At 73.9% G+C, this 15,116-nt stretch carries 12 protein-coding genes; 9 read left to right on the top strand and 3 right to left on the bottom strand.

Features of this window, described 5'->3' with window-relative positions; translation table 11 throughout:
* Positions 1–52 precede the first annotated feature (52 nt).
* Entirely contained in the window at positions 53–1,810 is a 1,758-nt protein-coding gene (locus LADH09A_RS22965) for an NAD+ synthase (RefSeq protein ID WP_238647528.1), read from the bottom strand.
* Between the two features lie 262 nt (positions 1,811–2,072).
* Between LADH09A_RS22965 and glnA the strand changes: the two genes are divergently transcribed.
* The 4 genes from glnA to LADH09A_RS22985 all read left to right on the top strand — a co-directional run bounded on the left by glnA (position 2,073) and on the right by LADH09A_RS22985 (position 5,248).
* Positions 2,073–3,422, top strand: coding sequence for a type I glutamate--ammonia ligase (glnA, locus tag LADH09A_RS22970; RefSeq protein ID WP_238647529.1), 1,350 nt, complete (start codon positions 2,073–2,075; stop codon positions 3,420–3,422).
* Between the two features lie 87 nt (positions 3,423–3,509).
* A complete protein-coding gene (locus LADH09A_RS22975) occupies positions 3,510–3,935 on the top strand; it encodes a DUF350 domain-containing protein (protein ID WP_238647530.1) in 426 nt (141 codons plus the stop codon).
* A 114-nt stretch (positions 3,936–4,049) separates the two neighbouring features.
* Complete coding sequence (locus tag LADH09A_RS22980; RefSeq protein WP_238647531.1) at positions 4,050–4,742, top strand: helix-turn-helix transcriptional regulator; 693 nt, start codon at positions 4,050–4,052, stop codon at positions 4,740–4,742.
* Positions 4,743–4,870: 128 nt separating this feature from the next.
* A complete protein-coding gene (locus LADH09A_RS22985; RefSeq protein WP_238647532.1) occupies positions 4,871–5,248 on the top strand; it encodes a VOC family protein in 378 nt (125 codons plus the stop codon).
* Positions 5,249–5,412: 164 nt separating this feature from the next.
* On the opposite strand, the gene LADH09A_RS22990 is transcribed toward LADH09A_RS22985, so the two are convergent.
* Positions 5,413–5,865: a hypothetical protein gene (locus tag LADH09A_RS22990; RefSeq protein WP_238647574.1), complete on the bottom strand. Its 453-nt coding sequence runs from the start codon at positions 5,863–5,865 to the stop codon at positions 5,413–5,415.
* Positions 5,866–6,080: 215 nt separating this feature from the next.
* On the opposite strand from LADH09A_RS22990, the gene LADH09A_RS22995 reads away from it, so the two are divergent.
* On the top strand, positions 6,081–6,962 hold the full coding sequence (locus tag LADH09A_RS22995; RefSeq protein WP_238647533.1) for a Vgb family protein: 882 nt from the start codon (positions 6,081–6,083) through the stop codon (positions 6,960–6,962).
* Positions 6,963–7,168: 206 nt separating this feature from the next.
* On the opposite strand, the gene LADH09A_RS23000 is transcribed toward LADH09A_RS22995, so the two are convergent.
* On the bottom strand, positions 7,169–8,104 hold the full coding sequence (locus tag LADH09A_RS23000; protein WP_238647534.1) for a S66 peptidase family protein: 936 nt from the start codon (positions 8,102–8,104) through the stop codon (positions 7,169–7,171).
* A gap of 113 nt (positions 8,105–8,217) precedes the next feature.
* Between LADH09A_RS23000 and LADH09A_RS23005 the strand changes: the two genes are divergently transcribed.
* The 4 genes from LADH09A_RS23005 to mptB are packed head-to-tail and all read left to right on the top strand — an operon-like array spanning position 8,218 to position 15,068.
* On the top strand, positions 8,218–8,985 hold the full coding sequence (locus LADH09A_RS23005) for a type 1 glutamine amidotransferase (protein WP_238647535.1): 768 nt from the start codon (positions 8,218–8,220) through the stop codon (positions 8,983–8,985).
* A complete protein-coding gene (locus LADH09A_RS23010) occupies positions 8,985–12,005 on the top strand; it encodes a bifunctional [glutamine synthetase] adenylyltransferase/[glutamine synthetase]-adenylyl-L-tyrosine phosphorylase (protein ID WP_238647536.1) in 3,021 nt (1,006 codons plus the stop codon). Before LADH09A_RS23005 ends, LADH09A_RS23010 begins: the two co-directional genes overlap by 1 nt.
* Complete coding sequence (locus LADH09A_RS23015) at positions 11,998–13,620, top strand: hypothetical protein (protein ID WP_238647537.1); 1,623 nt, start codon at positions 11,998–12,000, stop codon at positions 13,618–13,620. Before LADH09A_RS23010 ends, LADH09A_RS23015 begins: the two co-directional genes overlap by 8 nt.
* Positions 13,621–13,667: 47 nt before the next feature.
* Positions 13,668–15,068: a polyprenol phosphomannose-dependent alpha 1,6 mannosyltransferase MptB gene (mptB, locus tag LADH09A_RS23020; RefSeq protein ID WP_238647538.1), complete on the top strand. Its 1,401-nt coding sequence runs from the start codon at positions 13,668–13,670 to the stop codon at positions 15,066–15,068.
* The last annotated feature ends 48 nt before the right edge of the window (positions 15,069–15,116 follow it).

Genomic DNA, 15,116 nt, shown 5'->3' on the forward strand with positions numbered 1-15,116 from the left:
GGCGAGGCGGCGCCGGGTCGCACCACCGACCCGGCACCCCGAGGAGTACGCCTCAGCCGTGCTCGCGCCACCGGTTGGTGATCGGCAGACGGCGGTCCCGGCCGAACGCCTTCATGGAGATCTTCGTGCCCGGTGCCGACTGCCGCCGCTTGTACTCGGCGGTATCCACCAGCCGCAGCACCTTGTCCACCACCGCCGGGTCGTGACCCGACTCGACCAGCCCGTCGCGGCCGAGGTCACCGTCGACGTAGCCGATCAGGATCGGGTCCAGTACGTCGTAGTCGGGCAGGCTGTCGCTGTCCAGTTGGCCCGGGCTCAGCTCGGCGCTCGGCGGCTTGCCGATCGAGTTCTCCGGGATCGGAGCGGTCTCGCCGCGCCGGGCCGCGTCCCGGTTGCGCCACTTCGCGAGCCGCCAGATCAGCGTCTTCCAGACGTCCTTGACCGGGTTGAAGCCGCCCACCGAGTCGCCGTACAGCGTGGAGTAGCCGACCGCCAGCTCACTCTTGTTGCCGGTCGTCAGCACCAGGTGGCCCTCCTGGTTCGACAGCGCCATCAGGATCACGCCACGCACCCGGGCCTGGAGGTTCTCCACGGCCACACCGGACAGCGACAGGTTGGCCAGGAAGCCGTCCACCATCGGCTGGATCGGCTCGACGCGGTAGTCCAGGCCGGTGCGCTTGGCCAGGTCGGCGGCGTCCTCGCGGGAGTGCTCGGAGGAGTGCTGGCTGGGCAGCGACACCCCGACCACCCGGTCCGGCCCGAGGGCGTCGACGGCCAACGCGGCCACCACCGCCGAGTCGATGCCGCCGGAGAGACCGAGCACCACCGACGGGAACCGGTTCTTGTTGACGTAGTCGCGCAGGCCGAGCACCAGGGCCTGCCACACCTCGGCCTCGTCGGCCACCGGCTCGATCAGACCGCCGGTGGCGGCCGGGCCGGTCGGCGCGGCCGGAATGCCGTCGAGCGTGCTGTGCAGGATGCGCATGTCGTCCGCGACCGTCTCCGCGGTCGTCGCAGCGGTGGCCGCCGGCAGTTCGACGTCGTGCACGAGCAGGTGCTCGACGAACTGCGGGGCCCGGGCGAGCAGCTCACCGTCGGCGGTCACGATCATCGAGTCGCCTTCGAAGACCAGCTCGTCCTGCCCGCCGATCATGTTGACGTACGCGATGGCGGCGCCCGCCTCGGCGGCCCGGCGGCGGACCAGCGGCAGCCGGATGTCGTCCTTGTTCAGCTCGTACGGCGAGCCGTTGATGTTGACCACCAGGCCGACGCCGGCCTGCCGGGCGGCGGCGAACGGACCGCCGGCCTGCCACAGGTCCTCGCAGATGGTCAGCGCGACGTCCACGCCGCCGATCCGCACCACGGTCAGCGCGTCGCCGGAGACGAAGTAGCGGTCCTCGTCGAAGACCCCGTAGTTGGGCAGGTGGTGCTTGAAGTAGCGGGCGACCACGGCACCCCCGTGCAGCAGCGCGGCGGCGTTGCGGGCCCCTCGGCCCGGCTCGGCGTCGCCGCTGACCTGCGGCGGCCCGTCGGCGTCCAGGTAGCCGACCACCACCGGCACCTCGCCGAGGCCGTCCGTGGCGAGGTCGGCGGCGAGCCGTTCCACGGCGGCCCGGGACGCGGCCACGAAGGAGCGCCGGAAGACCAGGTCCTCGACCGGATAGCCGGTGAGCATCATTTCCGGGAAGAGCACCAGCTGGGCACCGGCATCGGCGGCCTGGCGAGTCCAGCTGCGGACCAGGTCGGCGTTGCCGGCGAGGTCGCCGACGCTCGGGTTGACCTGGGACAGGGCGAGACGCAGGGTGGGCATGTCCTCATCTTGCCCCAGCCTCGACGCGACAATCCCCACGCTCCGGCGAGATGGCCGCCACGCTGCGGCGAAGGCCCCTGCCGTGCGGCGGGCGCACGGGCCCGTCGGCGGCCGGGCCCCCGTCCGCCGGGCGGGAGGCGAGGGGACGGCCGGCGGCAGTTCGCGTAACGTCTGCGTAACCAGGCCCGGTAAGACTGGGCGATCAGGTCGGGCGGCAGCCCGGCCAAGGCGGACAGCAGAAGCGTCGCGAGGGGTTGGGGAAGTGGACCGTCAGCAGGAGTTCGTCCTCCGCACGCTGGAAGAGCGGGACATCCGGTTCGTCCGGCTGTGGTTCACCGACGTGCTGGGCACGCTCAAGAGCGTCTCGGTGGCGCCGGCAGAGTTGGAGGCGGCCTTCGAGGAGGGCATCGGCTTCGACGGCTCGGCGATCGAAGGCTTCGCCCGGGTCTTCGAATCGGACATGGTCGCCATGCCCGACCCGACCACCTTCCAGGTCTTCCCGTTCGAGGGCGGCGTCAGCGGCGAGAGCGCACGGATGTTCTGCGACATCCTGCTGCCCGACGGCGGTCCGTCCTGGGCCGACCCCCGGCACGTGCTGCGCCGGGCGCTGTCCAAGGCCGCCGAGAAGGGCTTCACCTTCTACACCCACCCCGAGATCGAGTTCTTCCTGCTGGAGAACGGCCCGCAGGACGGCTCGGTGCCCACCCCGGTCGACACCGGCGGCTACTTCGAGCACACCACGCACGCGGTGGCCCGCGACTTCCGCCGCCAGGGCGTGCTGGCGCTGGAGCGCATCGGCATCTCGGTGGAGTTCAGCCACCACGAGGTCGCGCCCGGTCAGCAGGAGATCGACCTGCGCTACGCCGACGCGCTGACCACCGCCGACAACATCATGACCTTCCGGCACGTGGTCAAGGAGGTGGCGCTCTCCACCGGCGTGCAGGCCAGCTTCATGCCGAAGCCGTTCACCGACCAGCCGGGCAGCGGGATGCACACCCACCTGTCGCTGTTCGAGGGGGAGCGCAACGCCTTCCACGACAGCGGCGACCCGATGAAGCTCTCCAAGGTGGCCAAGTCGTTCATCGCCGGCCTCCTGGTGCACGCCCGGGAATACACCGCGGTCACCAACCAGTGGGTCAACTCGTACAAGCGGCTCTTCCCGCAGGCCCTGCCGGACCGGATCACGGAGAGCCCCGCGTACGTCTGCTGGGGTCACCTCAACCGGTCCGCGCTGGTCCGGGTCCCCGCGTACGGCAAGCCCAACTCGGCCCGCGTCGAGGTCCGCTCCCTGGACTCGGCGGCCAACCCCTACCTGGCCTTCGCGGTGCTGCTCGGCGCCGGCATGAAGGGCATCGAGGAGGGGTACGAGCTGCCGCCGGGCGCCGAGGACGACGTCTGGTCGCTGACCAGCGCGGAGCGGCGCGCGATGGGATACGAGGCGCTGCCGGAGAACCTCGCCGAGGCGATCGACGTGATGGCCGGTTCCGAGCTGGTCGCCGAGGTGCTCGGCGAGCACGTCTTCGACTTCTTCCTGCGCAACAAGCGGGCCGAGTGGGAGCAGTACCGGCGCGAGGTCACCCCGTACGAGCGGCAGCGTTACCTGGCGTTGTAACCGCGGGGCTGACGCGCTTGCGCGCTGGCGCTATCGTCTCGATCACCGCGCCGGTACCCCTCCGGGCGGAGAGTCGGGAGGCAGTCGGTGCTGGAGGATCTGCTCAGCGGTGCTTGGCAGAGCGTCGTGTTCGGGATCGTCGGCGTGGGGCTCATGGCGGCTGGCTTCGTGCTGGTCGACCTGCTCACGCCCGGTCGGTTGCGCGACCTGATCTGGGTGCAGCGCAACGCCAACGCGGGGTTGTTGCTGGCCGCCAACCAGCTCGGCATCGCCGGGATCGTGTTCACCGCGATCCTGACCAGCTACAGCGACTTCGGCAGGGGGCTCGCCTCCACGGTGGTCTTCGGCATCGTCGGGCTGGCCATCATGGCGTTGGCCTTCTTCGTGCTCGACCTGCTCACCCCGGGCAAGCTCGGTGAGGTCATCTGCTCGGACGAGCCGCACCCGGCGGCCCGGGTCAGCGCCGCCACCCACTTCGGCGCCGCGCTGATCGTCTGTGCCTGCATCGCCTGAGGCGGTCGTCCGCGTCGCCGTGCGGGCGGCTGTCCGCGTTGCTGTGACGGCCGTCCGCGTCGCCGTGCGGGCAGGCGCCTGAGGGCGTCGTACCCCGGCCGTAGCGTGCCGGTCATGAACCGTACGGACCGCCTCTACGCCCTGGTCGAGGAGCTGCGGGCGGTGTCGCCGAGGCCGCGCAGTGCCCGCTGGTTGGCCGCGCGTTTCGAGGTGAGCAGCCGCACCATCGAACGGGACATCGGCGCGCTACAGGAGGCCGGCGTGCCGATCTGGGCCGAGCCCGGGCGCACCGGCGGCTACGTGGTGGATCGCGCCCGCACCCTGCCGCCGGTCAACCTGACCGCCGCGGAGGCGGTCGCGATGGCCGTCGCGCTGGGCCGGCTCGCCGGCACCCCGTTCGCCGGCCCGGGCGTCACCGCGCTGCGCAAACTGATGGCGGTGCTGCCGGCCGCCGACGCCGCCGAGGCGCACCGCCTCGCCGGCCGCGTACACCTGGTCGGCGACGGGCCGCCCACGCCCGTCCCGGCTCTCGTCGCCGACGCGGTCGCCGCGCGGCGGGTGCTGCGCATCAGGTACGCCGACCGGGCCGGCGTCGACTCGGTCCGTGACGTCGAGCCGCTGGGTTACCTCGGTAACCCACGACACTGGTATCTGCTGGCCTGGTGCCGGCTGCGCGACGAGCTGCGCTGCTTCCGCACCGACCGGATCGGCAGCGCCCAGGCGCTGCCCGACGTGGTGTCCCGCGAGCTGCGCCCGGCCGACCTGGACATTCCGCGCGAGCGGGTCCGCTCGCTGAGCCTGGTCTGATCCGGTGTTGCGAGAGCGGTTCTCCGTCGGGTGATCCGGAAACACCGACAGGACGGTGTCGCGGACGGCCCAGAGACTGCTCCAGACGACGGCCGAACGGTCGGTACGGCAAACCCTGGAGGCAGCAGATGTCCACGACGCCCATCACCTGGTTCGAGATCGGCACCGACCGGCCGGAGGAGGCCGAGCGCTTCTACGGGGAGCTGTTCGGCTGGACCTTCGAGGAGCAGGGCGCAGGCAGCGGCGGGTCCTACCGGGTGACCGGCGCGGGTGGCGACACCGGGATCGGCGGCGCGATCCGGGCGACCGACGGCACGTCACCGAACTACGCGGTGTTCTACGCCGAGGTCACCGACGTGGCGGAAACCTGCCGGCAGGCCGAGGCGGCCGGCGGCAAGGTGCTGGTGGCGGCACGTACGGCACCGAGCGGCCTCACCCTGGCCCACCTGCTCGACCCGGCCGGAAACCACCTCGGCGTGTTCGCGCCCCCGCCCCCGCAGGGCTGATCGCCCGGGCCGCCTGATGCCCGGCCCGCCCGGCGCGGCTCGGGCCTGATGATCGACTCGGGATTAAGGATGTCGCGGTGTCCGAGTGCGTCGGACACCGCGACATTATGAAATCGGAGTGGATCAAGCCGGGCTGGCCGCGCGTCCGGCCTGCCGGGGCCGGGTCACTTGGTGGGCGTACCCCAGTGACCGCCCGGGCCGCGGTGGCCACCGGGCCCGGGGAAGACGCCGGCCTCGACGGCCTTGGTGATGGCGTCGGCCTGCTCCTGGGTGAGCTTGCCGTCCTTGACCGCCTGGTCCAGCCGCTGCTTCAGTGCGGCCTGCCGGTCCTCGGCGGACGGGCGCTGCGGCCGGTCGGCCGGGCGGTGCTGGTCGCGGACCTTCTCCAGCGCGGCCGTCACCTTGTCGGTGGGAACGCCCAGTTCCTTGGCGAGCGCCTCGGCGAACTCACCCTGCCGGTCGGCCTTCGCGCCGGGAGCCGGGGCGGTGCTGGCGCTCGGGGTCGGCGTCGGGGTGTCCGCGGCGAACGCGATCGTCGGGGCGGCGATCCCCACGCCGAGGACGCCGGCGGTGGCCAGGCCGGCCAGCAGGTGCTTCCTACGGATGGTGCGGGACATGCTGTCCTCCAGAGACTCGATCATCCTGCGTTGTCGTCACCGACAGTGACGGAGGAGTCTGGGCGCAACCCATGGCGAACCTGTCAGCGGCCTGATAATCGAGGCCGGTGGGCGGCGAAAACGGTTGCGTCGCCGCCAGACCAGCGGTCAGGGTTGGCGTGCCGACCGGACCAGCGGTCAGGGTTGGTGCCTCCGCCGACAGAAGGGCACAGCTGGTGACGACCGTCGAGATCCGGGAGATTCCACTCGCCGAGCCGGGCGCCGGCCCGTACGGCATCACGGCCGGCCCCGACGGCGCGTTGTGGCTGACGCTGGTCCACGCCGGCGGGGTCGCCCGCCTTGGGCCGGACGGTGCGGTCCGCACCTACCCGCTGGAACCGGCCGGCGGTCGCCCGTTGATCATCACCACGGGGTCGGACGGCGCGCTCTGGTTCACCCGCTCGGGTGACGACCGGATCGGTCGGATCACCGTCGACGGCGGGCAGAGCACGATCGCCCTGCCGGCCGGCACCGGGCCGGGCGGCATCGCGGCCGGCCCCGACGGCGCGCTCTGGTACGCCGGGATGACCTCCGACACCATCGGCCGGGTGGGCACTGACGGCACGGTCGACACCTTCCCGTTGCCGGTGACCGGCGGGTACGCCTCGATGATCACCAGCGGCCCGGACCAGGCCCTCTGGTTCACCCTGAACCAGGCGAACGCGATCGGCCGGATCGACCTCGACGGCCAGGTGACGCTGCATCCGGTGCCCACCGCGAACGCCGGCCCGGTCGGCATCGCCCTCGCCGACGACGGCGCGATCTGGTTCGTGGAGATCGCCGCCGGTCAGCTCGGCCGGATCACCCCGGACGGCCGGATCACCGAGTTCCCGCTGCCGGACCGAGCGGCCCGCCCACACGCGATCGTGGCCGACCCGGCCGGTGGCGCCTGGTTCACCGAGTGGGGCGCCAACCGGATCGGTCACATCGACGGCACGGGCCGGATCGACGGCCACGACCTGCCCATCCCCGACGCCGAACCCCACGGCATCACCGCGACCCCTGAGGGCGTCTGGGCCGCCCTGGAAACCGGAGCAGTAGCCCACCTAACCCCCTGAACCCCCGGCCCCCCGCGCCCTGCCACCCCACCCCCACCCCCACCCCCACCCCGCGCCCCCGGCCGCCCCCACCCCGCCCACCCTGGTTGATCAAGAGGTTTGCGTCAGAATCCTGCCCGAATTTGACGCAAACCTCTTGATCACCGGGGCGGGGGCGGGGTGGGCGGCAGGGGAGGGGGTGGGGTGGGTGCGGGAGCGGGAGCGCGTTAGTGGACTGCGGGGGTTGCGGTCAGGGTGCCGGCTTCGGCGTCGAGGGTTGCTGTGGTGCCCACCGGGACGGTGAGCTGGTTGGGGCCGTGGCCGATCGGGAGGCCGCCGAGGACGGGTACGCCCAGGCCGCCTAGGCGTTCGGTGAGCACGTCGACGATCGTGGTGTCCCAGCCGTCACCGCAGTCGGTGAACTGCCCGACCGCCACCCCGGCCAGCCCGTCCAGCGCGCCGGCCCGACGCAGGTGGGTGAGCATCCGGTCGACCTTGTACGGGGGTTCCTGCACGTCCTCGATCAACAGCACCGCCCCGGTCAGGTCGGGTAGGTCCGGTGTGCCGATCGACGCGGCGATCATGCACAGGTTGCCGCCGAGCAGGGTGCCGGTGGCGAGGCCTGGGACGCGTACGCCGAAGGTCTCCTCGGTGGGCACCGCGGTGATCGACACCGGCTCGGTCGTCATCAGCGCCGCGTGCAGGGACTCGGCGGAGCGCAGCGGCGTCCGCTCGTCGCGCCAGGCCGCCCCGGGGCCGTGCACCCCGGCCAGGCGGGCGCCCCGCCACAGCGCGAACTGCAACGCGGTGATGTCCGAGAAGCCGGCCACCACCTTCGGGTCGCGGCGTACGGCGGCCATGTCGATGGCGTCCACGATCCGTTGGGCGCCGTAGCCGCCCCGAGTGCAGATCACCCCGCGGATCTCCGGGTCGGCGAAGGCCGCGTTCAGGTCGGCGGCGCGCAGGTCGTCGGTGCCGGCGAGGTAGCCGTGCCGGGCGTACGCGTTCGGTGCCGGCACGGGGCGCAGGCCCCACCCGGTGAGCAGCTCCATGCCCCGGGCCACCCGCTCCGCTGAGGTCGGGCCGGACGGCGACACCAGCAGCACCGTGTCACCCGGGCGTAGCACGGGCGGGCGTACGGCGGCGGTGTCCTCGCTGATCACAACCGCTGAGCCTAACGACCGTGCCAGGTCCTGGCCGCCGCAGAGGGCACCGACGGCGGCGCGGGCCTGTGGCGGGGCGTGGTGCCGTGCGGCGCACCGGCTAGCCTCGACGGGTGGCAACCGCGCTGGTGATCGAGAACGACCCGACCGACGACGCCCGCCTGCTGGGCGAGTGGCTGACCGAGGCTGGGCTGGAGCTGTGGGTGGTTCGCCCGCACGCCGGCGACGAGCTCCCCGCCGACCTGGAGGGGTATGCGGCGCTGGTGGTGCTCGGTGGCGACCAGCAGGCGTACCCACTGCCGGACGGCTCGCCCGGCGCACCCTGGTTCCCGGCGGTGGAGGGCCTGCTGCGCAAGGCGGTCCGGTACCGTGTGCCGACCCTGGCCGTCTGCCTGGGCGCGCAACTGCTCGCCACCGCGCACGCCGGCCTGGTCGAGCGGAGCCCGTCCGGGCCGGAGATCGGCCCCGGCGTGGTCGGCCGGCGCGACGCCGCCGAGAACGACCCGCTGTTCCGGTACGTGCCGTTGATCCCGGACGTGCTCCAGTGGCACGCCGACGAGATCACCGAGCTGCCCCGGGGCGCCACCCTGCTGGCCGCGTCCACCCGCTACCCGCACCAGGCGTTCCGGCTCGGTGACCGGGCCTGGGGTCTGCAGTTCCACATCGAGTGCGACGCCGCGATGATCGCCGACTGGGCCACCGACTCGACCCAACTCGCGGAGCTGGGCTACGACCCGGAGCTGGTGGTCGCGGCCTGCGCCTCGGTGCTGCCCGACGTCGAGGAGGTCTGGCAGCCGTTCGCCGCCCGGTTCGCCGCGCTGGCCCTCGGCGAGTTGGACGACAGCACGATGCGGCGTGGCCTGCCGCTGCTCGGGCACTGATGAGCCGGCCGACCAGGGCACCGGGCCGGCTCGCCCGGTACGGCTTCGGCACCGCCGAGGGCGACGGCGGCGCGCGCGCCGCCGACCTGCTCGGCCCGGACGGGCTGCGGCTGTGGCGGCCGGAGGAGCAGGAGCCGGCCGACGAACCGGCCGGGGAGCTGCTCGCCGCGTTGTCCCGGGCCGCCGACCCGGACCTGGCGCTGCGCCAACTGCACCGCATCTTCGAGGCCGAACGCCGCACGACCGACGGCGCGGCCGACTCGCCGCTGCTGGCGGAGCTGCATGCCGACCCGGGGCTGCGGCGCCGGCTGATCGCGGTACTCGGCGCCTCGGCGGCGCTCGGCGACCACCTGGTGGCTCATCCCGACCACTGCACGGCGCTGCGGACCGCCCCGGACGGGCTCGCGCCGATCGCCGAGGGGCGGTTGGAGCCGACCGGCAGCGGCAACCCGGTGGCGGTGCTGCGGACCGCGTACCGGTTGGCGCTGCTGCGGATCGCGGCGGCCGACCTGACCGGTGGGCGCGGCCTGGAGCAGACGATGGCCGCGCTGTCCGCCTTGGCCGACGCGACGTTGGCCGCCGCCTACGAGGTGGCCGTCGCGGAGCTGGCGGAGGGCACCGAGCGGCCACGGCTCGCGGTGGTGGCGATGGGCAAGTGCGGCGGCGGGGAGCTGAACTACGTCTCCGACGTGGACGTCATCTTCGTGGCCGCCGAGGACGCCGACCTGGCCGCCGCGACGCTGGTGGCGACCCGGCTGATCCACATCTGTGGGCTGGTCGCCTGGCCGGTGGACGCCGCGCTGCGCCCCGAGGGCAACCGGGGCCCGCTGGTGCGGACCCTCGCCAGCCACCTGGCCTACTACCGGCGGTGGGCGCGCACCTGGGAGTTCCAGGCACTGCTCAAGGCCCGCCCGGCCGCCGGTGACCTCCCGCTGGCCCAGGAGTGGATCAACCAGCTCGCGCCGCTGGTCTGGCGGGCGGCCGAGCGACCCGAGGCAGTCGAGGACGTCCGCGCGATGCGGCGCAGGATCATCGACCACATCCCGCCGAAGGAGTTGGAGCGCGAGATCAAGCGCGGCCCCGGCGGGCTGCGTGACATCGAGTTCGCCGTCCAGTTGCTGCAACTCGTGCACGGTCGCGGCGACGAGACGCTGCGGGCGCCGGGCACCATCCCGGCGCTGCGCGCGCTGGTCGCCGGTGGCTACGTCGGCCGGGCCGACGGCGAGGCGCTGCTGCGCGGCTACCGTTTCCTGCGCAGCGTCGAGCACCGGCTGCAACTACAGGGCCTGCGTCGTACGCACACCGTTCCCACCGAGCCGGGCGCGCTGCGGTGGCTCGCCGCCGCGCTGGGTTTCACGGCAGCGCCGGGGCGCAGCGCCGTGGAGAGCTTCCGGGCCGAGTGGGTCACCCACGCCACCGAGGTACGCCGGCTGCACGCCAAGCTGCTCTACCGGCCGCTGTTGGAGTCGGTGGCCCGGGTGCCGGCCGACGGGCTGCGACTCACCCCGCAAGCGGCCAAGCACCGGCTGGAGATCCTCGGGTTCGCCGACCCGGCCGGGGCGCTGCGCCACCTCCAGGCGCTCACCGGCGGGGTGAGTCGCACGGCGGCGATCCAGCGGACCCTGCTGCCGGTGCTGCTCAGCGAGTTCGCCGACGCTCCGGAACCGGACCGGGGGCTGCTCAACTACCGGAAGGTCTCCGACAAGCTGGGCAGCACCCCCTGGTATCTGCGGCTGCTGCGCGACGGTGGCCCGGTCGCCCGTCGGCTGGCCCGGGTCCTGGCCCTGTCCCGGTACGTCGCCGACCTGCTCGCCCGCGACCCGGAGGCACTGCGGCTGCTGGCCGAGGAGAACGAGCTGGCGCCCCGCTCCCGTGAGGTGCTCCGGGAGGGGTTCCTCGCCGCGGCGGCCCGGCACGTCGACCCGGTCGAGGCCACCCGCGCGGTACGCGCACTGCGGCGTCGCGAGCTGGTCCGGGTGGCCTGCGCCGACGTGCTCTGCCGGGCGGGCGCGCTCGCACCCAGCCCCACCCGACCGGACGGCGCGAACCGGCCGGCACCGGGGCTGGCCGACATCACCCAGGTCGGCACGGCTCTCTCCGACGTCACCGACGCCACCCTGGCCGCCGCGCTGCGTGCCGCCCAGGCCAGTCAGCCGGCCCCGGAAGGGCTGCGGTTCGCGGTGATCGGCATGGGACGGCTCGGCGGCTACGAGTCGAACTACCTCTCCGACGCCGACGTGCTGTTCGTCTACGACCCGCCCGCCGGTGCCAGCGAGAGCGCCGCCAGCGCCGCCGCCCACGCGATAGCCGAGGAGCTGCGCCGACTGCTCGGCGTGCCCGCGCCCGACCCGCCGCTGGGCGTCGACGCCGATCTGCGCCCGGAGGGCCGCCAGGGCCCGCTGGTCCGCAGCCTCGCCGCGTACGCGGCGTACTACGCCCGCTGGTCCCGGGTGTGGGAGGCGCAGGCCCTGCTGCGTGCCCGGTTCGTCTGCGGCGACGCCGAGCTGGGCGCCGAGTTCGAGGCGATGATCGATCCGGTGCGGTACCCGGCCGAGGGGCTGACCCGCGAGCAGGTCGTCGAGATCCGCCGGATCAAGGCCCGGGTGGAGACCGAGCGGCTGCCCCGGGGCGCCGACCCGGCCACCCACACCAAGCTGGGGCGCGGCGGGCTGGCCGACGTGGAGTGGGCCGTGCAACTCGTCCAGCTCCGGCACGCGGGCAGGGTCCCGTCGCTGCGCGGCACGCGTACCCTCGATGCCCTCGCGGCGGCCGAGCGGGCCGGCCTGATCGACTCGACGGACGCCGCGGAGATGGCCGCCGGGTGGTCCCTGGCGGCGCAGGTCCGCAACGCGTTGATGCTGGTCCGGGGCCGGGCCGGCGACCAGTTGCCCCGGCACGGGGTGGAGCTGGCCGGCGTGGTCCGACTCCTCGGGCGGGACGACCCGGGGGAGTTCCTCGACGAGTACCTGCGCGTCGGCCGCCGCTCCCGCACCGCGACGGAACGGGTCCTGAATGCCTGACGCGTCGACCCGCCCGGCCACGCGGTCCCCGCAGGTGGTCTGGGCGGCGGCGACCGGGGCCGCGGTCGTGCTCGCCGTCGCGCTCCTGCTGGCGCCGCGGATGGGCACGGACCTCGCAGCCCAGGTGGCCCGCGCCGAGTTCGCCGACCGGTACGGCGCCGCGCCCATCGACCTCGGCTGGTACGGCGGCGTCAACCAGTACGGCTACAGCCTGTTTACGGCCAGGTTGGGCGCGCTGATCGGGATGCGTCCACTGGGGGCCGTCGCCGCAGTTCTCGGCGCGGCGGCGCTGGGCTGGCTGTTCGTCCGGGGTCGGGCACGACGGCCGCTGCTGGCCGGCGTCCTCGGTGCCGTGGTCCTCGTCGGCAACCTGGCCAGCGGTCGGGTCACCTTCGCCGTCGGGCTGGCGTTCGGGTTGCTGGCGCTCTGCGCGGTCAGCGCGCAACGCCCACCACGCCCGCTGCGGTTGGCGCTCGCCGCCGGCTGCGCCGCCCTGGCGACGGCCGCGAGCCCGGTCGCCGGCCTGTTCACCGGGCTGGCCGGCGCGGCGCTGCTGCTGGCCGCCCTGCGCCGAGGCGACGGGCCCGGCCGTGCACTGCCGGGTGGGTGGCGCTCGGAGCGACCACTGGCGGAGGGATTCGTGCTGGCCGTGGCGCCCGCCGTCACCCTGGCGCCGATCGCGATCCTCTTCGGCAACGGGGGCACCCAGCCGTACTCGGCCGAGTCGATGCGGATCAACGTCGCGCTCGCGGTGCTGGTGGCGGTCGTGCTGCCGCGTCGCCGCCGGGTGCTGCGCGTCGGCGCGTTGCTCACCGTGCTGCTCCTGGTCGGCGCGTACTACGTGCCCAGCCCGATCGGTTCCAACGCGCTGCGCCTGCCGCTGCTCTTCGCGCTGCCCGTCCTGGCCGCGTACGCGCCGCTGCCCGGCCCCTGGCTGGCCGGGCTCCTCGCCGCGACGGTGTGGTGGCAGTCCCCGGTGATGCTGAGCGACGTCACCCGGGCCGGCGCCGCCGAGAGCGCCCCGGGGTTCTACCGCCCGCTCGTCGCGGAACTCGACCGACGGCAGCCAGCCGGGCGGGTCGAGGCCGTGCCCCTGCGGGACCACTGGGAGTCCGCGTACCTGCCACCGACCGTGCCGCTGGCCCGTGGCTGGGAGCGCCAAGTCGACAGCGATCGCAACGCGCTGTTCTACGACGGCACCCTGAGCGCGCAGACCTACGAGCAGTGGCTCCGCGACCAGGCGGTGACCCATGTGGTGGTCGCCCCGGACGCTCCCGCCGACCGGTGGGGTCGCGACGAGGCCGCGTTGATCCGCGGCGACCTGCCGTACCTGCGGGAGGTCTGGCGCGATCCGACCTGGCGCCTGTACGAGGTGGTCGACCCGACGCCACTGGTCGGGGCCCCCGGCCGACTCGTCACCGCCGACCGGGGATCGGTCCGGCTGACGGCCCCGCCCGGTGACGTGCCGGTCCGGGTGCGGTGGTCGCGGTGGCTGTCGCTCGACGGCCCGGACGGCTGCCTGCGACCCGGCGCGGACGGGTGGACCGACGTGCGGGTCCGCGCGGCCGGCGACTACTCGATCTCCAGCAGCCTGGCACCGGCCAAGCACTGCTGAGGTGCCTGCCGTTGGTCACCCACCGGGTTGCTGGCAGCATGTCGGGCGTGCCTCCCCACCTCGCGCGCTGGACCGGCCTGGCCGGCTCGATGCTGCTCGCGCTGTCCGCGTTCCTCGGCGGCGCGTTTCCCAGCGGTCCCCTGCGCAGCACCCCGGTCAGCATCTGGCAGGGCGACAACGGCCCGCTGATCCTGGCCGCCTGGGCGGTCGGCACCGGCCTGATGGCGTACGCCTGGTGGGTGCTGCGCGACGGCGGCCCGTCGACTCGGTGGGCACTGGTCACCGTGGGGCTGTGGCTGCTGCCGCTGCTGGTCGCGCCGCCCTTCGGCAGCCGTGACGTGTACGCGTACGCGTGCCAGGGCGCCAGCTTCGCCGGTGGCATCAGCCCGTACGAGCAGGGAGTCTCCGCGCTGCCCTGCCCCTGGCTGGACTCGGTCTCGTACATCTGGCGGGACACCCCCGCGCCGTACGGGCCGCTCTTCGTGCTCGTCGCGGGCGCGGTCGTCAAGGTCGCCGGCTCCCTGACCGCCAGCATCGTGCTGTTCCGGGCGCTGGCGCTGGTCGGGGTGGTGGTGAGCGCGTGGGCGCTGCCGGTGCTGGCACGCCGGGCCGGGGTGCCGGCCAAGCGGGCCGTGTGGCTGGCGCTGGGCTCCCCGCTGGTCGCCGCGCACCTGATCGGTGGCCCACACAACGACATACTGATGCTCGCCGCCCTGGTCGGTGGGCTGGCCGTGGTGGCCGCACACCCGCGTCGGCGCGACATGCTGCTGGTCGGCGGGTTGCTCCTCGGCCTCGCCGTGGCGATCAAGGTCACCGCCGTCGTGGTGGTCCCGTTCGCCGCGCTCGCCGCCACCGCCGGGCCGTACCGGCTCCGAACGCTGATCCGCGACGGCGGCTGGGTGGTCGGCGGCGCGGTCGCCGCCGTGGTGGGAGTGACCATCGCCGGCGGGCTGGACTTCGGCTGGGCCGGCGGGCTGTCCCAGGGCGGCGCCGCCATCGCCTGGACGTCCCCGCCGACCGCCGTCGGTCAGACCGTCGGCTACATCGCCGCGCTGTTCGGCGCTCACATCGACGCGTTGCCGGTGACCCGCGGCATAGCCGTGGTGGTCCTGGCCGGCCTCCTCGTCTGGCTCTGGTGGCGGGCCCGCACCCGCGACCCGCTCTACTACGCCGGCCTCGCGCTCGCCGTCACCGTCGCGCTCTCTCCCGTGGTCCACCCCTGGTACTGGACGTGGCCGTTGTTCGTGCTGGCCGCCACCGCACGGCGTACCGGCTGGTTCACCGTGATCGCCCTGGTCGCGTCGTTCCTGGTGCTGCCGGACGGCACCGGGCTGCCCCGGTTCACCAAGACGGTCGGGGCGCCCCTGATGACGCTGTTGGTGATCGTGGTGGTCGTCCGGTTGGTACGGTCGGCTCGGGCGGCCCGTCAACCGGTCGCCGCCGACTGAGGGAAGGTGCGCCGGTGACCGCTCCCGGCCCGCCCGGCCCGCCGCCGT

Origin of the sequence: Micromonospora cabrerizensis, assembly GCF_022230955.1 — a bacterium.
Lineage (GTDB): Bacteria > Actinomycetota > Actinomycetes > Mycobacteriales > Micromonosporaceae > Micromonospora > Micromonospora cabrerizensis.